Origin of the sequence: Dyadobacter psychrophilus (assembly GCF_900167945.1) — a bacterium.
Classification (GTDB): Bacteria; Bacteroidota; Bacteroidia; order Cytophagales; family Spirosomataceae; genus Dyadobacter; species Dyadobacter psychrophilus.
On record NZ_FUZA01000002.1, the window covers coordinates 1,184,681 to 1,204,741 of the forward strand.

General features: G+C 46.3%; 20 protein-coding genes. 15 read left to right on the forward strand and 5 right to left on the reverse strand.

From position 1 onward, the window contains the following. Positions 1-47 precede the first annotated feature (47 nt). Positions 48-2,444 carry a TonB-dependent receptor gene (locus B5X68_RS11865; protein ID WP_082214886.1) on the reverse strand — a complete coding sequence of 799 codons (2,397 nt, stop codon included), beginning with the start codon at positions 2,442-2,444 and terminating at the stop codon, positions 48-50. 230 nt (positions 2,445-2,674) lie between these two features. Here B5X68_RS11865 and B5X68_RS11870 point away from each other — a divergent pair, with 230 nt between their 5' ends. From B5X68_RS11870 to B5X68_RS11885, 4 genes are all read left to right on the forward strand, one after another. After that, entirely contained in the window at positions 2,675-3,109 is a 435-nt protein-coding gene (locus B5X68_RS11870; RefSeq protein ID WP_082214887.1) for a VOC family protein, read from the forward strand. 202 nt (positions 3,110-3,311) lie between these two features. Next, positions 3,312-3,776, forward strand: coding sequence for an RNA polymerase sigma factor (locus B5X68_RS11875; RefSeq protein ID WP_170916636.1), 465 nt, complete (start codon positions 3,312-3,314; stop codon positions 3,774-3,776). Continuing rightward, positions 3,754-4,482 carry a hypothetical protein gene (locus B5X68_RS11880; RefSeq protein WP_082214889.1) on the forward strand — a complete coding sequence of 243 codons (729 nt, stop codon included), beginning with the start codon at positions 3,754-3,756 and terminating at the stop codon, positions 4,480-4,482. Before B5X68_RS11875 ends, B5X68_RS11880 begins: the two co-directional genes overlap by 23 nt. A gap of 33 nt (positions 4,483-4,515) precedes the next feature. Next, positions 4,516-5,580 (forward strand): hypothetical protein, encoded by a 1,065-nt coding sequence (locus tag B5X68_RS11885; protein ID WP_082214890.1) that lies wholly within the window; start codon positions 4,516-4,518, stop codon positions 5,578-5,580. Here the strand turns inward: B5X68_RS11885 and B5X68_RS11890 are convergent. Beyond that, entirely contained in the window at positions 5,547-6,446 is a 900-nt protein-coding gene (locus B5X68_RS11890) for an AraC family transcriptional regulator (protein ID WP_082214891.1), read from the reverse strand. The two genes, B5X68_RS11885 and B5X68_RS11890, sit on opposite strands and share 34 nt — an antisense overlap. Before the next feature lie 152 nt (positions 6,447-6,598). Between B5X68_RS11890 and B5X68_RS11895 the strand changes: the two genes are divergently transcribed. From B5X68_RS11895 to B5X68_RS11945, 11 genes are all read left to right on the forward strand, one after another. After that, positions 6,599-7,330, forward strand: coding sequence for a 3-keto-disaccharide hydrolase (locus B5X68_RS11895; RefSeq protein WP_082214892.1), 732 nt, complete (start codon positions 6,599-6,601; stop codon positions 7,328-7,330). After that, the gene (locus B5X68_RS11900; protein ID WP_082214893.1) at positions 7,327-8,688 is read left to right on the forward strand and encodes a Gfo/Idh/MocA family protein; all 1,362 of its coding nucleotides are present in this window, start codon (positions 7,327-7,329) and stop codon (positions 8,686-8,688) included. Before B5X68_RS11895 ends, B5X68_RS11900 begins: the two co-directional genes overlap by 4 nt. 17 nt (positions 8,689-8,705) lie before the next feature. After that, complete coding sequence (locus B5X68_RS11905) at positions 8,706-9,587, forward strand: sugar phosphate isomerase/epimerase family protein (RefSeq protein ID WP_141110272.1); 882 nt, start codon at positions 8,706-8,708, stop codon at positions 9,585-9,587. Continuing rightward, positions 9,584-10,870: an MFS transporter gene (locus B5X68_RS11910; protein ID WP_082214895.1), complete on the forward strand. Its 1,287-nt coding sequence runs from the start codon at positions 9,584-9,586 to the stop codon at positions 10,868-10,870. The genes B5X68_RS11905 and B5X68_RS11910 overlap by 4 nt, the downstream gene beginning before the upstream one ends. Before the next feature lie 11 nt (positions 10,871-10,881). Further along, the gene (locus B5X68_RS11915) at positions 10,882-11,670 is read left to right on the forward strand and encodes a phytanoyl-CoA dioxygenase family protein (RefSeq protein ID WP_082214896.1); all 789 of its coding nucleotides are present in this window, start codon (positions 10,882-10,884) and stop codon (positions 11,668-11,670) included. Between the two features lie 109 nt (positions 11,671-11,779). Next, entirely contained in the window at positions 11,780-12,832 is a 1,053-nt protein-coding gene (locus tag B5X68_RS11920) for a sensor histidine kinase (RefSeq protein WP_082214897.1), read from the forward strand. Between the two features lie 107 nt (positions 12,833-12,939). Further along, entirely contained in the window at positions 12,940-13,575 is a 636-nt protein-coding gene (locus tag B5X68_RS11925; protein ID WP_082214898.1) for a response regulator, read from the forward strand. 13 nt (positions 13,576-13,588) lie between these two features. After that, positions 13,589-14,827, forward strand: coding sequence for a C39 family peptidase (locus tag B5X68_RS11930; RefSeq protein WP_082214899.1), 1,239 nt, complete (start codon positions 13,589-13,591; stop codon positions 14,825-14,827). Positions 14,828-14,846: 19 nt separating this feature from the next. Next, positions 14,847-15,251 carry a hypothetical protein gene (locus B5X68_RS11935; protein ID WP_082214900.1) on the forward strand — a complete coding sequence of 135 codons (405 nt, stop codon included), beginning with the start codon at positions 14,847-14,849 and terminating at the stop codon, positions 15,249-15,251. Beyond that, the gene (locus tag B5X68_RS11940; RefSeq protein WP_082214901.1) at positions 15,248-15,958 is read left to right on the forward strand and encodes a hypothetical protein; all 711 of its coding nucleotides are present in this window, start codon (positions 15,248-15,250) and stop codon (positions 15,956-15,958) included. Before B5X68_RS11935 ends, B5X68_RS11940 begins: the two co-directional genes overlap by 4 nt. A 129-nt stretch (positions 15,959-16,087) precedes the next feature. Beyond that, positions 16,088-16,690, forward strand: a complete 603-nt coding sequence (locus tag B5X68_RS11945; protein ID WP_229208375.1) for an START domain-containing protein — start codon at positions 16,088-16,090, stop codon at positions 16,688-16,690. Between the two features lie 32 nt (positions 16,691-16,722). Here B5X68_RS11945 and B5X68_RS11950 read toward each other — a convergent pair whose 3' ends face one another. The 3 genes from B5X68_RS11950 to B5X68_RS11960 form a co-directional block, all read right to left on the reverse strand. Next, positions 16,723-17,667 (reverse strand): nitrilase family protein, encoded by a 945-nt coding sequence (locus tag B5X68_RS11950; protein WP_082215335.1) that lies wholly within the window; start codon positions 17,665-17,667, stop codon positions 16,723-16,725. 79 nt (positions 17,668-17,746) lie between these two features. Continuing rightward, a complete protein-coding gene (locus B5X68_RS11955) occupies positions 17,747-18,553 on the reverse strand; it encodes a helix-turn-helix transcriptional regulator (protein ID WP_082214902.1) in 807 nt (268 codons plus the stop codon). 38 nt (positions 18,554-18,591) lie between these two features. Beyond that, on the reverse strand, positions 18,592-20,061 hold the full coding sequence (locus tag B5X68_RS11960; protein ID WP_082214903.1) for an MBOAT family O-acyltransferase: 1,470 nt from the start codon (positions 20,059-20,061) through the stop codon (positions 18,592-18,594).

Genomic DNA, 20,061 nt, shown 5'->3' on the forward strand with positions numbered 1-20,061 from the left:
TGTTTCGCCGCGACTTTCAAGTCGCGGCGAACTTATGCAAAATGCAATTAAAAAGTATATCGGAAAAGGGGCACCGGGAAAAAACCTTGCTGATACTGAGTCGCCAGGCTGTTTGTGCGCGGGTTATAAGTTTGCTGAAATACATTCTGGTTAGCAGTCACATTTTGCAAGTCCAGCGCAAATTCCATCGTGCTTCTTTTGTATTCTTTCCTGTACGAAAATCGGAGGTCTGTTCTAAAATAGGGGTCCTGACGAAGCGAAAATGCCCTTTTCTCGTCATATACTGCGTCTCCATGAATTCGAGACGCTTCGAGATTTAGCGGAGAAATGTATTTTCCACCCACAAGTGTCGACCGGATGCTGGCGCTCAGCACATTATTTTTGTTTCTGCCTATTTTTATTTCCTTACCCGCCAGCACATTCAAAACGTAGCGCGTATTAAAGGCAGTATTGCGTTCAATTTTATCGCTTCCCTTATATTTTGATTCAAATAATGAGCTGGTAATGAGGAAGTAATAGCCTTTATTGAAATATCTTTCCAATGTCAGTTCAATCCCGACATTCTCCCCGGTTCCTTCATTCACCAGGCTGTCGCGGTTAGAGGGACCGAATGAGCTGCCGATGTTAAGTGCTGAAAATGAAGATTGTGTTCTTTCAACAGGTGCGTTGTTAATCGTTTGGTAATAAGGCTCTATTTTCAGCAATAGGTTCTCTGTCAGCCTGTTTTCGTAGCTTAGCACAAAATGATGGCTTCTTGTGTAATCCAGTTCTTTGTTGGTAAAAACAGTTCCGTTGTCGGTTGTTGTTTGTACAAAATAGGTGTAAATGTCTTGCGCCTGACTGTTCATCCCGTAACCTGCACTGAGTGACTGGCCGTTTTTGAAGGCATACTGAAAGCCAAACCGCGGCTCGACCGCAACCTTATTATTTAGGCTATAATGCTGAAAATGAACGCCTGTTGTGAGCAGCATACTCCGGTTAAGCCGATATTTCCATTGACCATATGCCTGCGTCAGCAACGAATTTTCCCCTTTCACATCCACACGCACCGTATCAAATTTTCCCGCCTGGTACATGTTTCTGTTATAAAGATCAAAATTAAGCAAATCCGTTGTTACACCGCCGTAAAGGCTGTTTTTTGCATTGATCTTATGGCGAACATTGAGCGAAGCCGAATATTTCTGCGTTTTGAAACGACCTTCCGAATTAGCAAAAGCTTCCCTGGTAACCGTGCTGATCGAATCGCCATTGAACTTCTGATCGGTGGTGCTCATGCCGAGTGTTAGCTTTGCGAATGTTTTGGCAGTCAGGTTGTATTCGTAGGATAAGCCAAGAATATTTGTTGCGTAACGCACCTTTGTGTTGCTATTTTCGGTGCCGTATAAATCTGTAACGGTTGTATCTACGTCATTACCAAGGAATTGCACATCGCTGGCGCCGATTATTCCGAACAATGTCAGCTTGCCCTTCGCACCTGTGGGAACAGCCACTTTGAAATTGAGGTCCTGGTAATCAGGCACGGCATTGCCAGTTCCGAAGTTAATGCCCAATGCCTTGAACACGCCGAGTGTTGAATAGCGATAATTCAAAAGATAGGAAGCCTTTGATTTTTTGGAAAATGGCCCTTCGGCCCCAAGCTCAAAACCATTAAAGCCAACCTGCCCGAGAAACTCCGATTGCTCGTTATTTCCCTCCCGCATGCGCAGGTCAAAAACGGCAGACAATGCATTGCCATACTGTGCAGGGAACGCGCTGGTCATGAAATCTGATTTTGCCAGAACGTTGTTATTCAGCAGGCTAACCGGCCCGCCGGTGGCTGACAATGAGCCAAAATGGTTTGGGTTCGGAATGTTAAGGCCTTCCAGCTGCCACAGCATTCCGGTTGGAGAGTTACCGCGAACAACAATGTCATTTCTGGAATCATCACCGGAAACCACGCCGGCATAATTCGCAGCCATCCGCGATGGATCGCCCAATGAACCTGCGTAGCGTTTCGTGTCTTCAATGTTGAAAGAGCGGCCGCTGACGAGCGATAACTCATTGTTTGTCTTGCTTTTATCGTTACTTCGGTTGGCCGTTACAACCACTTCGTTCAACGCCTGCACGTTTTCAGTCATAGTAACATTCACGACAACTTCCTTGCCGGAAGTGAGCAAAACATTCGAAAGGCGCTGCTCCTCGTAACCGACCGACGTAATGCGGAATGTCTGCCTTCCCTGCGGCACGCCGGTAATTTTGAATGCACCATTGACATCCGTAATCGCACCTACCGGACCCGAACCTTCCGGCTGAATGAGCATAACCGAAGCGCCGATAACAGGTGTCTGCGAAACTTCGTCGCGGATCACGCCCCGGATCGTCTGCGTTGCCTGTTGAGCGAAGAGCCGCCCGGAGACAAGCTGCCCCGAGACAGCAAGAAGAATAAGTAATGATAATTTTTTCATGGCTAATATCTTGATTGAGTGATGTCACAAATCTGGCGGGATTCCGTCGCCAAAAACAGTTCAGATCGGGTGAAGCGTAAAATGCACAGGGCGAAACGTAATGCGGGAGGGGGGAAGTGTAAACCGGTTTTCATCGGAGTTGTCGCAAAATGCCCCCCAATTTGTCGTATTATCCCTGTTGCAGACCGTAGCGCTGCGTTATTTTTGTTGAACCCCGATTCGACGTAAATATGGCGACACGCATTTCACCCTATCTGACATTCAATGGCAACTGCAAGCAGGCGATGCAATTCTATAAGGAATGTTTTGGAGGAAATCTTACGCTCGAAACGATCGGCGACACGCCGTTTGCGATCGAATTTCCACATGGCATGCACGATCAGGTTATGCATGCCATGCTGACGAACAGGGAATTTACCATCATGGCAACGGATTTCATGGGCTCTCAGGATTTCATTGCGGCCAATGATATTTCTATCGCCCTGCTTTTCGACGATCAACAGGAAATTATTCGCTGCTTCACCAAACTCGCAGCCGAGGGAAAAGTCATTTATGCATTGAACGACCAGGTTAATGATGATCTTTTTGGCGTGGTCCAGGATCAGTTTGATATTATCTGGATGTTCAATTACAATATTCCATTAGCTGCAAAGCATTCCGCCTGACCGGCACATCGCCAGTAACTGATCTTCAACTATCTTCATAATCTTTTACAACCCAGGCAACCCTTGCAGGGTTGAGATGATTATTGACACAGTTCATCGCCAAATTATCTTGATTACACTTTCCATTCTTGCCGAAGCTCAGAAAAATGACCCTGCTTCGCAGCGGAGAATTTTTGACACGTATGGAAAATAGTTGTACCGGTTGGCAAAACGATATTTGTCTGACCATGATCTGGCGCAAGATGCCGTTGCAGAGTCCTTTTACATTGTTTTACATAAAGTAGCGGCAGCCCGTTTTATAGCCATTCCACCATTTGAAATGTGGATGAAGCGCATATTGGTAAATGAATGTTTGAAAATAATCCGCCGCGACCGCAAGTTTGACTTTTTGACTGATAAAGAGGAAGTTAACATTGCTGTTGTAGACAATGACTTAATTGAAAGCCTGACCGCCGAAGCCATATTTCAGGTTATTGAGCAACTCCCAGTGGGTTACCGGACAGTGTTTAATCTATACGAAATGGAAGGTTACACCCATCCGGAAATCGCAAAAATGCTTGATATCAGCGCCGGGACTTCCAAATCACAACTTAGCAAGGCGAAATCAATGCTGCAAAAGAGAATCATAGAACTCGACCCAATTTATGCACAACGAAAGATTATTTAATAAAATAAAAGACCTGGCCTTAAATGAGGATCCCGATGACAAAAAATGGGATGCGGAGGAAGTTTGGGGAAAGATAAAGCAGAAAGAAAAAAGGCAGGTCAGGTGGATCTGGTATCTCCTTCCTGCCGCAGCCAGTATCCTTATCGCTATTTTTTTGATGTGGCCAAATGATAAAAAAGAAATGTCGGCTGAAACGAAAAACATTGGGAATAGTGCAAATCAACCTGTTGTACAAACCGATTTTGATAAGCAGTTATCAGTAAAGGGCTTAGATGAAAAGCCAAAAGTTCAGCTTCATCACGCGGATGCGCAACGGGTTGTCATTGAAAAAAAGCCTGTCCCGGAAATTCAATCGGCCCCGGTTGATAATGAAATACCCAGCGTGAAATCGGGCGAGTTGATTGAAAATAATGTTGAACTTTTCACAGAGGTGAAGATGGATTCTTTAAAAATGCCTGATCAAAACCCAACATTGCCAGCAAAGGAGCGGGTTTTGATAGCGGAGATCGAATTGCCCGAACGTCAAGAAGAAACCCAGCTCACTGCATTGCAGATCATGTTTAAAAAGGCAAAAGAGGAACGCGAAACACGGCGGCTGAGAACGCGCTATATCGATAATAACAAGACTTTCTGGTCATTTGTACGACATAGTTTCATTGAAAACCCTACGGTCGTTGCGCCGGAAAATCCTTCACAGCAACATTAGTTTTATTTGTTATACGCTTAAAATCTATTAGCCATGAACTCACTTTTTGTTTGTTTAACAACATTGCTTTGCCCATTCTGCAACGCTGCCGAGCCGGATACGATCATCCTGAAAGCCGGGGCCAACAGCAAAGTCATCTTTTACGGAAAAACCGGAGAAGACCTCAAAAACCTCGAACAGCTTGATTTGAACCGCATTATAAGAGACCTGAATTTCAGGCAGGCGAACCAGGATAGCGCCAAGGTCCAAAACATCAGGCTGGAAAAAGCCGATTTTGAGAATCCCGAAACGCATAATTCGCCAGGACTGCGTGAGAAATTTTTGCAAAACACATTCCTGAATTTGCATCTCGGCACGGGAACGCATGTGAACAGATACGTATTCTTCAGTCCGCCGCCAAGTGCACTGAATCATCCCACTGCCGCATTGCAAAGTCAGATTCTTTTGCGGAACAAGCTTTCCGTCAGTGCTTCTGTGCTGCATGACATGAAACTAGTGACGATGCCCAAGGCCAGCTTTTCGTTGCGTTATGGGATAGGGGCAGGTGTCAATATCCAGCAATATGTGCATTGGAATATTCTGGAAAATGTTCCTAATCAGGAAGTTAGTGAAGTTTCCGACCGCGCGTTTTCGGTTCTGGGTAAGGAAGGGATTGTGGCTTCCCAATCGGATTTTAATGCTTTTCAAAGCTTTGTTCAGGTTGCGCCCAGGTTTTCGCTTAAAAATGCAAAAGGGCAATCAACATGGTATTTTAGCGTTGGAGCGAGATTTAATTATAATAAGATCTTTGAAAATATAAATCCGGCTGCCCAAAGTGCCGTTTTAAATGTGAACACACCGGATGGTGGCAAAACCACGTCGATAAGCCCGATCATATCCGGGAAAGGTTATGAGCTCAGAGGCAAAAACAGCAACTTTGGGGTCAGCTATCTTGCTGAAATTGGGTATAAAGCTGTGGGTTTATTCGTAAATTATTATCCCGGTTATCTACCTGTCCATACGAGGGTGCAGCCAGGTGTTACGGGATCGGGCGCGGGTTATAACCAGCGTAGTGGTAAACTGGGCTACATTTCCTTTGGTGTTAAACTCGGCAGATAACCCGGCTGCTTTCCTTTCTTAAACTCAAAAGGCGTTTGCCCGCGCAGTTTTTTAAATGCGTGAATGAAATGCGAAACATTCTCGAATCCTACCTGGAAGCAGATTTGCGTCACAGATTCTTCGCTTTTGACCAATAGTTCACATGCATAGCGAATGCGCAGGTCCGTTACATATTGGATTAATGTCTGGCCTGTTTGTGATTTGAAATAGCGGCAAAATGCACTTTCGTTCATGTTAGCCAGATCTGCAACTTCATTCAGGAAAATCTGCCCGGTGAAATGTTCATGCAAATAAGCCATCACCTGACTCAGCCGATTGCTGTTTTTCGCCAGCAACTGACTCGGTGCATAAGGCGTAGAAAGTGGTTGCAAATGTGTTGAAACTGCTATTTTATGCAGCATTGAAATCAAAAACATCAGCTGCTCAAAGCCCGTCATCCGGATCAATGTTTGCAGATGCCCTGCAATCTCAGAGCGAAGCGGTTCCATCAACTTGATCCCCGCAGCGGCTTTATTTAGCAGCGCTGAGATGGCACCTGTTTCTGGCAACTGAAAGAAATCTTTGCCCGCAAAATCCTCGGAAAACCGCACAACCATTGCTTCGGACATCATGCCTGAATCCGACTGATAATAGATGCTGTCGTTTTTCCAGTAATGCGGCAGATTTTTACCGATTAAAATTACTTCGCCGCTTTCAAAACGCTCGATGCAATTGCCGATAAAGCGCGTTCCTGAGCCGGAAATGACGTGGTTAAGCTCAAATTCAGGATGAAAATGCCAGGGATTGGTGAAGTAGGGGACAAATTCATGCCGCAGGTCAAACGACCGGGCATCATTCTGCGGAACGTTCAGTCGGTTTGGACGCATGGAGTTTCATAAACACTAGCCGGGCCTTTGTTGCCAGGTTTGCATAGTTATTCAAAATACAGCCCAAGATGCAAATAAAATGGTATTTTCTGCAAAAAGACCATTAGAAAAATGAATGTTTTTAATTGAATTTTGCAAGAAACAAAACTAATATGGCGCGAATCTCCTCCCTTCTCCTCGTTATCATGTTGTTTTCCAATTTCTTGGCGCGAGCGCAGAATGCAAATGTGCTTACGAAATCAGAACAGGACGCAGGTTGGAAATTACTTTTCGACGGCAAGACCACCAATGGCTGGCGTGGAGCTTACAGCACAGCATTTCCGAAACACGGCTGGGTGGTGAAGGATGGAGAGCTACGCGGAGAGCTTTCGGAAGGTGCTGAATCGGGTGACGCAGGCGACATTGTTACACAGAGAAAATACAGAAATTTCGAACTGGTTTTTGAATGGAGGCTTGGAAAAGGTGGGAATTCAGGTGTAAAATATTTTATTGAAGAACGCCTTCCCAAACCGGAAAAAGGCTCGCAGGCGGGCTACGAATATCAGCTGATCGACGACGCAACCTACATTTATCAGGGCAAACTGTTGCCGCAAGATCTCAAAACGGCCTCGATATATGACGTTATAGCTGCTGAAAAACCGGATACGAAGATCGAAGTTTGGCATACTTCAAAAATTAAAGTCGAGAACGACCAGATTGAACATTGGCTTGACCAGGTCAAAGTGCTGGATGTGAACAGGAAGGATACCAGGTTCAAGCAAGGGATCATTGATAGTAAATACAAAGATTATCAGGGCTTTGGCACCATTCCGGAGGGTTACATTCTTTTTCAGGATCATGGCCACAGCGTAGCATTTAGGAATATCAAAATCAGGGAACTATGAACCGCAGAAATTTTATTGAAAAGTCGGCTGCGGCTGCGGCAATTATGGGTTTTCCTACCATTGTTCCGGCATCTGTTTTTGGTAAAAATGCGCCTTCCAACCGTGTTACAGTAGGTTTAATAGGGACAGGCAGACAAGGCTTCGGGCAAAATCTGCAAGGCGCGGATCTGGAAACGATCAGTGCACGGGTGCCCGGATTGCTGGAAATTCCCGAAGCACAAATTCTGGCGGTTTGCGATGTAGACAGCTGGCGAATGGCTCAGGCTAAGCAAGTTGTAGAAGCCCATTATAGCAAAAACAAGCCGGGAAACGCTTATAAGGGCTGTTCCGGGCATCAGGATTTCAGGGAGATCATCGCCAGAAAAGACATTGACGCTGTCATGATCTCGACGCCGGATTACTGGCACGTGCCTATGGCGATCATGGCCGCACGCGCCAAGAAGCACGTGAGTTGCGAAAAGCCGCTCAGCATGAGCGTGCATCAGGGCCGGGACCTTGTGCAGGCAATCAAAAAGTACGGCATTGTAAATAGGACGGACAGTGAATTTCGCTCGGTAAGGCCTCAGAATCATGCGGTTGAGTTGGTTCGCAATGGTCGCATCGGGCAGTTGCAGAAAGTTGAGATCACTTTTCCTTCCGATCCGGACCCGGTTCCGAACCAGGCGGATATGCCTGTTCCTAAGGACTTGAATTATGATCTTTGGCTTGGGCCGATGCCGTACGTGCCTTACACGGACATGCGCGTGCACACGCCATTTGATTTGAAGAAAAGGCCAAACTGGATGCGCGTGGACACTTATGCGCAGGGAATGATCTCAAACTGGGGCGCACATTACTTTGATATGGCTCAGTGGGCTAATAACAGCGAATATTCCGGCCCGGTGGAAGTCGAAGGCAGCGGCGAATTCCCGAAAAGCCTGTGGAACTCCATGATCAATTTTCAGGTGACTTACCGCTATGCGAATGGGGTTGAAATGACGTGTCAGCAAACGCCAACCAGCAAGCCGGGCATCCGCTACACAGGCTCCCAAGGCTGGATTTACGTGGATGGATTTCCAGGCACAATTACGGCCAGTAATCCCGCCATACTTAATTCAAAACCTGGGGCTGGGGAACTGGATTTGTCTAAAACACTTTGGGATAAGGCCGATTTTATCGAAGCCGTCCGGACCAACCGTAAGACATTGGAACCGTTGGAAGTAGGTCACCGTACGATCTCTATTTCGCAGATCGGGCTCATTGCATGCCAAACTGGGCAAAAATTGAAATGGAACCCTGAAAAGGAGCTTTTTGACGGCAATAATGCTGCAAACGCATTGCTGGCCGCTCCTCTGGCGAGAAAAGAGTGGGTTTTGTAATCCTAACCGAAGCATTTATGAAATCGTTTTTGGTGATTATTTTTTGTTTGCAAATAGGCCTTTGTCTAGGTCAAGGTATTGGTAATGAATTTTTTACACTTCATAACATCATCCGTGGGGACTCTATTTACGACACATTTGATAAGCAGGTTGCGCTCATAAAGCAAGCCGGATTTGACGGAGTTGAGATCAACCAGACCGAGAGTTTTGAAGGGATGAAAGCGGCTTTGGACAAACATCAGTTCAAAGGATCGTATTTCTATGTAAAACTCAATCTGGAAGAGCCGTATATGGATCCGCGTCTGCCCGAATACATCAAGGCATTAAAGGGAAGCGGAACCATCATTGCACCTTTTATTGTCAGTGAATCGAAACGTTACAAATCATCCGACGGGCAAGCAGACACTCTGATTGTCAGGTTAGTAAGGCAACTTGCAGATCTCGCTGCTGCCTCCCGGTTGGAAGTGGCAATTTATCCGCATTATGGTTTTTATGTCGAGAAAACAGCTCATGCATTGGCCCTGGTCAAGCAGATCGACAGGAAAAATGCCGGTTTGACTTTCAATCTCTGTCACTGGCTCGCAACCACCACCGCCGACGACCGGAAATCGCTTCACGTGGATCTGAAAGCCATGAAACCATATCTGAAAATGATCACCATATCAGGTGCTAATGCCGTTATTACTGACAAAAAGAACGTTTGGGATGATTACATTTTGCCGCTCGGTCAGGGCACATTCGATACTTATGGTTTGGTAAAATATATTGTGAAAGATCTCGGTTTCAAAGGCCCGATCGGCGTTCAATGCTATAATATCAAGGGCAACAAGCCCTTACTGATCAGCAGTACTATGGAAGTCTGGAAGCGATATAAAGCCAACTTAACAGGCGGAAAATGAACACATTGGCTGAGAATCCGCAAGAGCTTATCGTAAACAGACCTTCTGCCATGCGCTGGTGGGTTTGCGCCTTGCTTTTTTTCGCCACAACCATCAATTATATCGATCGCCAGGTGCTTGCTATCCTTGCGCCTCAGCTGCAAACGGAGATCGGCTGGTCGGAAGTGGAGTATGGCTACATTGTTACTGCGTTCCAGTTTTCATACGCCATCGGGCTTTTGCTCGCCGGTAAGCTCATCGATTATCTGGGAACGAAAAAGGGTTATATCATTTCAATTTTCGTGTGGTCGCTGGCGGCGGTAGGGCATGCTTTTGCGGGTTCGGCCGCCGGTTTCGGCGTGGCGAGGCTGGCTTTGGGAATAGGCGAGTCTGGCAATTTTCCCGCGGCGATAAAAGTCATTTCGGAATGGTTTCCGAGAAAAGAACGGGCGCTGGCAACGGGGATTTTTAATTCGGGATCCAATATCGGGGCCATTGTTGCACCGCTGGTTGTGCCGTTCATTGCCATTCATTACGGCTGGCGATGGGCGTTTATTGTTACCGGAATGCTCGGTTTTGTGTGGTTGTTATTTTGGATAAAAGCGTTCAAAGCGCCTGAAAAGCACCCGGATGTCAATCGCGAAGAGCTAGCCCTGATCAATTCAGACCAAATTTCAAAAGAAGCTCCATCTGCCACATTAATTGAAATCCTGAAAACCAGAAAAGCATGGGCGCTGGCAGCTGGCAAATTTCTCACCGACCCGATCTGGTGGTTTTTTCTTTACTGGCTTCCGAAGTTCCTGAACCAGACTTATCATATCAACATTGATAAAATGGGTTTGCCGCTCATAACGGCTTATCTGATCGCGGACGCGGGAAGCATTGGTGGCGGTTGGATATCTTCCAAATTCCTGAAAATGGGCTGGTCGGTGAATGCGGCTCGCAAAACCACGCTGCTGATCTGCGCACTGATGGTAATGCCCATTTATTTCGTCTCGGGCATCGGAACGCTTTGGCCTGCGGTGCTGCTGATAGGACTTGGTATGGCCGCACACACGGGCTGGTCTGCGAATATGTACACACTAGCAACCGATTTTTTCCCTAGAAAAGACACCGGCAAGATCGTCGGTTTCATAGGAATGGCCGGCGCGGTGGGCGGCATGCTTATGGCCACCGCAACGGGACATTTACTGGAAGCCACGGGCAGTTATAAAAGTATATTTATCGTCGCCGCATCCATGTATTCGCTGGCATTGCTCATCATCCACGTGCTCGTTCCTAACATTGATTCTGTAAAATCATAGACTCCATAACCATGCAGTTTACCCCTGAACACCTCGAATCTTATCATCGCGACGGTTATGTTGTGGTGCGTGAATTTTTCTCTAAAAAAGAAGTAGAACTGCTCTACCGCGTAGCCACAACCGACGACGTGATCACAAGCAAAAGTTACGACCGTACCGACGCGGCAGGCCTCAAAACCAAGCTGGCGCTCTGGTATGCACTTGATGAGAGCATTTATAGTAAATTTGCTCGTTCTGAGCGCATTGTGAATGCAGTAGAGCAGATTCTGGACGGAAAAGCCGCACATTATCACTCCAAACTGATGCAAAAAGAACCCAGGACAGGCGGTGCCTGGGAGTGGCATCAGGATTATGGATATTGGTACAAAAACAATGGATTTCTGTTGCCGGAAATGTTGAGTGTTATCACAGCACTAACGCCCGCAACAAAAGAAAACGGATGTTTGCAAATGATCCGGGGCTCTCACAAAATGGGACGCGTCGAGCACGGCTTCTCGGGCGAGCAGGTGGGTGCGGATATGGAAAAAGTAACCGAAGCATTGAAGATCATGCCGCTGGATTATCTGGAAATGGGAGCGGGGGATACTGCTTTTTTCCATTGCAATGTGTTGCATGCTTCCGCCGCAAACCTGTCGGATCATCCGCGCTGGTCCATTATCACAGCCTATAATCTTGCCAGCAACAAACCTTATAAAGACGTTCACACTAGCAGTTATACGCCGATCGAGCCGTTTAAAGGCGATTTATTGACCGAGGAAGTTGTGAGTATCTCAGATCAGGCCGATTTTTTAATAAAGTAGGCAAACAGTCCGTCGCAAACCGGCATGTGTCACGCAAAGGCTTGCTTACCAGCGCATATTCTTGTAATTTGGTAAGCTTTCTGCGAACCCTGAAACGTTGCCTGTTATCATGCGTCTTGCACTCCTGCTTGTGTTGGTCATTTCTTCGCATTGTTGTCTCGCACAATTGCAGATCAGCAGGGTTTTGGTTAATGGTAAACCAGGTAAGCTCTCAGGTGACACTATCCACCTCAAAGCCGGTGATAATGATCTGATCATCGAGTTTCAAAGCTCCCCGACGGATTCGGTCACTTATTTATATCAATTGAATGGTGTTGATAATGAATGGATTGAGTCTGGTTATCCGGTTTCACGCTATGCTGTTCTTGATGCGGGAGACTATATTTACCACATCAAAGCTCAGGCGGGAAAAAAGGAACTGGCCAGTTCTGAAATTCACATAAAGAAAGAGCGCGGATTTTGGAATCAATGGTGGTTTATTCCTTCCATTGTCTTCTATATTTTAGTGCTGATCGGCGTCAGCATTTACTTATTCCTGCTTTATGACTTCCGCCAGAAGCTGCGTATGGAGCACGTCAGGAACAAAATCGCAGCTGACCTGCACGATGAAGTAGGCTCAAACCTGAACAGCATCGCGATTTTTGTAGAAGTTTTAAGAAAAAAAGCCCCACCAGAAATGCTACCCGTGCTGGAAAAGATCATCGCCAATTCCAAGGAGTCCGTAATGCTGATGCAGGACACCGTTTGGACCATTAATCCCAAAAACGATAACATTTATAAGCTTTTCGACCGCATGGAGTCCTTTGCGTCTGGTGTTTTGTCGGGCAGGGACATTGGTTTTGACTTCAAAGTCGAGACAGATCTTGGACAGGTCAACTTCACGATGGATCAGCGCAAAAGTATTTATCTGATCTTCAAAGAAGCCATTAACAACATTGTAAAGCACGCCGAGGCCAGTATGGTCTGGGTGTACGTATCGCGCTCCAAAGACACGGTCCACATTGGAATCGAAGACAACGGAATTGGTTTCGACATGGCCGCGGAAAGTAACGGAAACGGCCTGGCTAATTTTAAGGATCGCGCCAATGAGGCTGGAATTCAGTTATTTATAGATTCTGAAAAAGGAAAGGGAACACGTCTTAAAACGGATATTGCACTGTGATGTACGGATAAAATATCCATATAATTGTTGATATTTTATCCTGAAATAAGCTGCCAAATTTGTCATCAGCAAGTGTTCAACTTATCACCTGAAAAAAGGTCAATTGCATGATTCGTGTCTTACTTTTTGAGGATAATAAAAATTTGAGGGAAAGCCTCGCCATGTATCTGTCCGCAACCGACGGCATATGGTTCATTGACGCTTACCCAAACGCAAAGGAAGCGTGGCCGATCGTTAAAAAACACAAACCGGACGTGGTGCTGATGGACATTCAAATGCCGCAAAGGTCGGGTATTGATGCCATGGTCGAAATCAGGAAAAATGCACCTGACGTGAAGGTGCTGATCCAGACGGTTTTTGAGGACGATGATAAGATTTTCCAGGCGATATGCTCCGGTGCATCGGGTTACATCATTAAAAATCCCAATCCGGAAGTGTACGTCAAAGCGATCCGGGAAGTGAACACCGGCGGTTCCCATTTGTCGCCTTCCATTGCTCGCCGGGTTCTGGAAATGTTTCAGCACCAGTTTGTTAAGAGTGAGCTCACTTTTGTTGAACTCACTCAGCGTGAACAACAGGTTTTACGCCATATGGTAAAAGGAATGAGCTACAAAATGATCGCGGATGCCTGCAACATTTCGTTCAGCACCGTTGCCACGCATGTGAACCACATTTATGAAAAACTGCATGTTAATTCCGCGCCCGAAGCAGTTGTGAAGGCATTGGAATGGCACCTGGTATAACTCCCAAACAAAAATGAGCGTTTCCAACTTCCCTAACATCCGGCAGGTGCATTCTACCATTTGCTGGGCCGCCTGCATCGAAATGGTCGCGCGGTTCCTCCACGGGCAGGGCGATTTCGAGAACATTCCGAGATCTGAGATGCCCTTGCAGCGCCGTATCCTGAAAGAATATTATACGATTGAAGGCACCTTAAACGCTAATCTGGCTATGCTGACCTCTTTTTGTGCAATAGGTGACGGTTATCCGTCCTTGCGACCCGAGAAAAAATATTACCAGGAAATTCTGAAAAAAGTGTTTGGTATTCATGCAAAACAGCGTTTTCAGGCCAATATTCCCAGTTTTGCCACGCTGAGAAGATACACCGATGCGGGCAAACCGATCATTCTGGGTATGAAGTATCCGGGCATTCAGAATGGTAACCATGCCGTAGTGGTCACCAATTGCCGGGTGAGTGAGGGAGTGAAACTGATCCGTGTAGTCGATCCGTTCGCTAACCAGCAAAGAAGCGATATATGCACAACGGGACCTGGAAAAATCGCCTATTTAGATTATAACTGCCTGCAAAACAGAAATGAACAAGACCCGTCAATCGTGTCGGTGACAACCAATTTTTTGAAGATGGCGGCTATTTCACGGACTAGTTTGCCGATTGAAGATGCTGGTTTGGAACTATCGGATATGCAGAATACGGGCGGCATTGAGGATATCCGAAATATGGTGATGGGATTTTTCCTGGATGAGTCCATTTTCAGGGTCAGGTTAGAGGATCTCAAAGTGCGGGAAGCGGTGATCACTTCGCATTATCAAACGCTCACCGCATTTTTGAACAACGAAACCGCAGAAGAGCTAAAACTGCTCAAAGTCCTGGCTGGGAAAAAGGAAAGCCTCGAAATCATGATCTCGGAAAAACCGGCCACAGACAAGTCGCCTGCCGTTTATGAGTTTGTCGGCATTCGCGAAAGCTATTTTACAGACGAGAATGTGGCCAGCGTGAAGTTGAAGTTTGGTGGGCGCGCAACCGGAAAACAGGTTAATCATTTTGAACCCAATTACAAGCTCCTGCATCTGCAACCCGGAGATCTCACCTTTATGGTTTTCAAATCCGGCGAAGAAAGTTGCTACGTGTCGCTCTCTGATCTGCCCAGCATTGGCGTGCATTACAAAGAGCCTTACTCCTACGAAGAGCTGCAAACCATTATCCTGAAAGCCTTCCCTAAATACATTGAATACGAAAAATTTGCCAGTAACTAAAATTCAAACGATCGCTGTCATGCCAGATTTTATCATTAACAAGTCAGATTTCGAGGAAGTTGCCATAAACCCGGTGCCCTTGCCGGAAGGATTTACGCAAAAATGTCGGACTAAGGCGAGCATTTTTCGTATCATGAACTCCGGGAAGCGTGCCGATGGAATTTTGATCCGCATTATCAACCGCGCCAATGGAAAACCCGATATCCGGATTTTCAAGTATTTCAAAAAACAGGAATTCAAAAACGGATTTGTTGTTGAGCGAGCCGTGCTGGAAGATCAAATGCTGAGAGGCGCCTTCATTGTTTTAAACATTTACATTTACACCCAACCCAGCCGTTCCCTCATCATTTCGGGCAGTGACGCGCCCTGTGGCCAGGAGGGCGGCGACGCGGGCGAAGGCGTAAAAGTGCGCATCCCAACATGACAGAATCGGAGTTTGGACAATTGGTGATCAAGATTGGTTATGTGCTTTTAGCAGCGAGAAGCGCCATAGTTGGCGTTTTTTTGCTGCGTTACTCCGGCGCGCCTGATCATGCGGTGTTGAGACCATTGTTTTGGTATGCATTGTTTGCGCTGGTGATCGCTATTTTTGAGTCGTCTTTTATCGGGTTGGTCAATACATTTCCTGACTTTTTTGTCCCTTACCTCACGAAATTTGAAATTGATGACACATTTTTCATTTCGCCACTTTACTATTTAAACGAATTCTGGTTTCTGGGCCTGTTTTTCAGCCGCATCTTGCAGGAGCCAACGGGTAAGCTTATTCGCACTGTGTCAGTGTGTTTTTTTGTTTTGGAAATTTTCAACACGCTTTTTTTTGAAGGTTATAAGGATGCCCAAAAGATCGGGTCATTCTGCCTTGCGCTGTATCTGATCGTGGTTTCTGTACTATTTTTCAAACAGCATTTTATCAATAAAATCGGTAACTCGCTTAGCACCGATGCGCTTAATCTGATCGTATGGGGCTTTTTTTGCATCAATACATTTTCAATTTTAATCCTTTTCTTTTCAGACAGGCTGTATAATGATTTGCCATCCCTTTTTTATCAGATCAGCATGGGCCGCATGGCGATCGAGATTTTCGGCTTATTGCTGATCGCTTACGGAGTCAGGCTGTTCAAGGCGTCCTGAAAATATAGCACATTGCCTTTTTCCATGCAGAATTAAAATCGGCTTAACAGCGTTCCAAAGAAGGAATCAATGTTTTATGATGCTAGCATGCGCCGTTTTTTAAGTCTCTTTATTTTGTTTTCCTTAACCATGACAAATGCTTTCGCGCAGCGCGACTGGAAGCTTGTTACTGAATCCGAGGGCATTAAGGTGTTTTCTCAAAGCGTCCCCGATTCCAGGATCAATGCATTGCGTGTTGAATGTGAAGTAAAAGCAAGTGCAGGAGAGTTGGTCGCCATGTTGCTGGACGTCAAAGCAGCCGAAAAATGGGTTTTTCATACAAAATCCTGCGACCTGCTGAAAAAAGTTTCTCCATCTGAATTGTATTACTATTCTGAGGTAAGCATGCCATGGCCGCTCTCAAACCGTGATTTTGTAGCACATATCCGCGTCAGTCAGGACAAGCTCACGAAAATTGTGACGGTGGATGCACCTGCGGTCCCGGGATTCGTGGCGCATAAGGAAGACATTGTCCGCATTAGCCATTCGAAAGGTCTTTGGACAATTAAACCGCTTTCAACAGAAAAAATAAGCATCGTATATACATTGCAGGTCGATCCGGGCGGTGACATTCCGGCATGGGTTGTTAACACATTTTCCGCGCAGGGACCGTTGCACAGCTTTCGTAAAATGAAGCAGGAGCTGCAAGCGGGAAAATATAAAAATGCAGCGGCCGGATTTATTTATAATTAAACCAGGCCGCTACCAATCTCGCGCTCAAATACTTAGCTTAGCCAGGCCACTTTTTGACTTGAAGCATGTTGGGCACCAATAATATCAGCGTATAGATCCGGGCGACGAGCCATTTTGTAACGATAACCGCCCGCCTGGGTTAGTTTTTCAGGGGTTAAGGTGGCGATGGCAATGTCGTTGTCCAGCTTCCTGCATTCTGCGATAATATCGCCAAATGGGTCGAGTATCATAGAACAGCCATTTTTGAGCTGGTCGTCATCCATGCCGATCGGATTGGAGAAAACCGCATAGACGGCGTTGTCATAAGCACGAGCCGGCAACCATTTCATCAGCCACGCACGCCCCTTCAATCCGTCGAATTCCAGCCGGAGCGATGTTGGGTCTTCGTGTCTCTTTTCCCATAAAGCAGGGTCAGCAAAGCCTGCGCCGGGACGCGTTGAAGGCGTCATCATGGTCACGTGCGGCATGAAGATGATGTCTGCACCGAGCAAAGCGGTTGCCCGGACATTCTCGACAATGTTGTTGTCATAGCAAATCAAAATGCCACATTTCCAGCCATACAGATCGAAAATCACGTATTCGTTGCCCGGCGTCAGGTTGCCGTTGATGAAAGGGTGCAGCTTTCTGAACTTGGCGACTAACCCATTTTTGTCAACGCAAACGTAGGCTTTGAATAGATTATCAGCCTCGTCTTTTTCAAAGAGCCCTGCCAGAACGGCAATATTGTGTTTGGCGGCGATTTTAATTAGTTTTTGAATACTCGGGCCATCAGGAATAGTTTCCGCAAGTTCGGTCAGCTGAGCGCGGTCCAGCTTTCTAGCGAATGAATAGCCGGTAACCGAACATTCATGAAAGGCAACGACCTGCGCACCCTCAGCTGCTGCTTTGCCCGCGAGATTGTCGATCGTTTCGAGGTTATATGCCTTATCCCCACTTCTGTTTTCGAATTGAGCTGTCGCTATTTTTAGATTTTCCATGGTTTTGTTTTTCATGTAAAACTATATACAACAGAAAGGCCTGGATTGTAAAATTCCGACAAAATCAAACGATGGTGGATCATTTGATCTGCATGAGATTGACTGCCAACCGATTTGTGCTTAGGTCGTATTGGGAGGGTGTAATTCCCGCCAGATCAGCAAAATCCTTGATAAAATGTGCCTGATCGTAATAACCGGCCTCATAACCCAGCGCCGTTAGCGACATTGCTGGACTGGTTTTCCTCAGTTTAAGGTAACGCTGCAACCGGGCAATACGGCTGTATAATTTTGGAGAAATACCGATGTGTTGATCAAATGCACGTTCTAAACTGCGCTCTGAAACGGCGAGGTCGTCAGCAAGCTGCCGTACGGAAACGGGTGCGGCAGCATTGTCAATTATGTTTGTGGAGCTTGCTACCAGCCTGATATCACGCGGATTACCTGCTAGCTGACTGGTCAAAAAGGACTCTATCCTTTTAATGCGCTCAGGATGATTAGCGGCAGACAAAACCTGATCTGTCAGGCTGGCGGCTGAATTGGGGAAGATTTCAGATAATGCTAATGTCTGGTTGGCAAGTAATTTTGCAGGCATTTTCATGAAACCTGAAAGCCCGAACGGCTTGAAAACCACAATGAGCATGCCAATTTTCGTGCCGGAAATTAAATCAAAATGATGGTTAACTTGCCCGTATATGAAGCTTTCGGGATGTTTTGAGGGTGTTTTGGATAAATAATCCTGCTGCAAGAACGCATCACCAAAATGAAAAGCAATGCCGGGATGGCCGTCCGGAAAGAAACGGTGCCGCGAAGGCTGCAAAACATGATCTTCAAGAATCAGATAGTGCAGAATGTACGGAGCCAGCGCTGGGGATGGATATAATTGCATGGGCTACTGTTCAGAATAGTCCATGCAAAGTTATTAAACTAAAACTGAAAGTAAATAAACGAACTCGTGCTTTTCTGGGTAAGTATAATGAGGATCAGCATTATAGACCAGATCGTCCCCAAAAGCCACCACGGAAATCTGCTAAAAACCGCTTTGACAGATTTATCCCGCATATACCAATGCGTGCTGAAAAGCGCAACCGTGACAATGGCAACTTTTATCATATCAGGCGTTGCCAGCATTTTGGGCCCCTCAGTAATAACCCCGAACATACAGAGTAACATGCGCATTGCAGAGCCAAAGTCCGGCGACCGGAAAAACACCCAGGTAATGTTAACCAGGAACAACGTGAATAGGGCCAGCAGGAAGCCGGACAGGTTTTTGCTCCGGATCGGGATGAGCGTAGCTTGTATTACCAGATCTTCGGCCAGCGACGTGTTCTTTTGTTTTTTGGGAATGCCGCGGATCAGTCTTTCAATGCACAAAAATAATCCGTGCAGACCGCCCCAGATCACAAAATTCCAGGAAGCACCGTGCCAGAGTCCGCCCAGTAACATTGTGATCATCAAGTTGATATACGTACGGAAGCTTCCTGATCTGTTTCCACCAAGAGGAATGTAAAGATAATCGCGTAACCAGGTGGATAGCGTAATGTGCCATCTCCGCCAAAAGTCAGAAAAACCGATGGCAGCGTAGGGGAATCGGAAGTTTTCCGGCAAAGTAAAGCCAAGGCATAGCGAAACGCCGATTGCACACGTGGAATATCCAGCAAAATCACAGAAAATCTGAGCGGAAAAGGCCAGCACTGCCGACCAGGCGTCCAACGGATTGACAGGGAAGGGTAAACCGAAAATAAAATCCGCCGGCTCGGCCATCCAGCCATCCGCAATAACAACCTTCATAAATAGCCCCAGCGAAAGCAGAAAAAGTCCCCATAGCATTTGATAAGAAGTAGCTTTTCGCGGCTCCTTAAATTGCGGGATCAGATCTTCGGGGCGAACGATCGGACCGGCAACCAAATGCGGAAAATAAGTAACGAACAATGCAAAGTTGAGAAACGATGGTTCTGGCGCAAACTTCCGTCTGTATACGTCGATAGTGTATGATAAAGTTACAAACGTATAAAAGGAAATTCCGACCGGCAGGATGATGTCTGGTTTCACTGCCTGGAAGGCGATGCCCATGCTGGCCATCAATGCAGTAAAGTTTTCGAGCAGGAACCCACCGTATTTGAAATAGCTCAGCATTCCGAGGTTCAAAACGAGGCTCACTGCCAGCCACATTCTTCTGCGCATTTTGTCTTCGGTTACCGAAATGAGCCGGGCCATGTAATAATCCACAACCGTGGACAGCCATAATAGCAGAATAAACGGTGGATTCCAGAGTGCATAGAACAGATAGCTGGCCAGTAACAAGTTGATCTTCTTGGTTTTCCATGAAAACGGCAGGTTATGCAAAACCAGCAGCAGGATGAAAAACAGAATGAATGTATATGAATTGAATACCAT

Bases quoted from the DNA above. Each gene is read 5' to 3' on its own strand.
- B5X68_RS11865 (WP_082214886.1), bottom strand. From the start codon at position 2,444: ATGAAAAAATTATCATTACTTATTCTTCTTGCTGTCTCGGGGCAGCTT.
- B5X68_RS11900 (WP_082214893.1), top strand. From the start codon at position 7,327: ATGAACCGCAGAAATTTTATTGAAAAGTCGGCTGCGGCTGCGGCAATT.
- B5X68_RS11880 (WP_082214889.1), top strand. From the start codon at position 3,754: ATGCACAACGAAAGATTATTTAATAAAATAAAAGACCTGGCCTTAAAT.
- B5X68_RS11935 (WP_082214900.1), top strand. From the start codon at position 14,847: ATGCCAGATTTTATCATTAACAAGTCAGATTTCGAGGAAGTTGCCATA.
- B5X68_RS11955 (WP_082214902.1), bottom strand. From the start codon at position 18,553: ATGCAATTATATCCATCCCCAGCGCTGGCTCCGTACATTCTGCACTAT.
- B5X68_RS11925 (WP_082214898.1), top strand. From the start codon at position 12,940: ATGATTCGTGTCTTACTTTTTGAGGATAATAAAAATTTGAGGGAAAGC.
- B5X68_RS11890 (WP_082214891.1), bottom strand. From the start codon at position 6,446: ATGCGTCCAAACCGACTGAACGTTCCGCAGAATGATGCCCGGTCGTTT.
- B5X68_RS11870 (WP_082214887.1), top strand. From the start codon at position 2,675: ATGGCGACACGCATTTCACCCTATCTGACATTCAATGGCAACTGCAAG.
- B5X68_RS11940 (WP_082214901.1), top strand. From the start codon at position 15,248: ATGACAGAATCGGAGTTTGGACAATTGGTGATCAAGATTGGTTATGTG.
- B5X68_RS11920 (WP_082214897.1), top strand. From the start codon at position 11,780: ATGCGTCTTGCACTCCTGCTTGTGTTGGTCATTTCTTCGCATTGTTGT.
- B5X68_RS11915 (WP_082214896.1), top strand. From the start codon at position 10,882: ATGCAGTTTACCCCTGAACACCTCGAATCTTATCATCGCGACGGTTAT.
- B5X68_RS11945 (WP_229208375.1), top strand. From the start codon at position 16,088: ATGACAAATGCTTTCGCGCAGCGCGACTGGAAGCTTGTTACTGAATCC.
- B5X68_RS11905 (WP_141110272.1), top strand. From the start codon at position 8,706: ATGAAATCGTTTTTGGTGATTATTTTTTGTTTGCAAATAGGCCTTTGT.
- B5X68_RS11950 (WP_082215335.1), bottom strand. From the start codon at position 17,667: ATGGAAAATCTAAAAATAGCGACAGCTCAATTCGAAAACAGAAGTGGG.
- B5X68_RS11895 (WP_082214892.1), top strand. From the start codon at position 6,599: ATGGCGCGAATCTCCTCCCTTCTCCTCGTTATCATGTTGTTTTCCAAT.
- B5X68_RS11885 (WP_082214890.1), top strand. From the start codon at position 4,516: ATGAACTCACTTTTTGTTTGTTTAACAACATTGCTTTGCCCATTCTGC.
- B5X68_RS11910 (WP_082214895.1), top strand. From the start codon at position 9,584: ATGAACACATTGGCTGAGAATCCGCAAGAGCTTATCGTAAACAGACCT.
- B5X68_RS11930 (WP_082214899.1), top strand. From the start codon at position 13,589: ATGAGCGTTTCCAACTTCCCTAACATCCGGCAGGTGCATTCTACCATT.
- B5X68_RS11960 (WP_082214903.1), bottom strand. From the start codon at position 20,061: ATGGTATTCAATTCATATACATTCATTCTGTTTTTCATCCTGCTGCTG.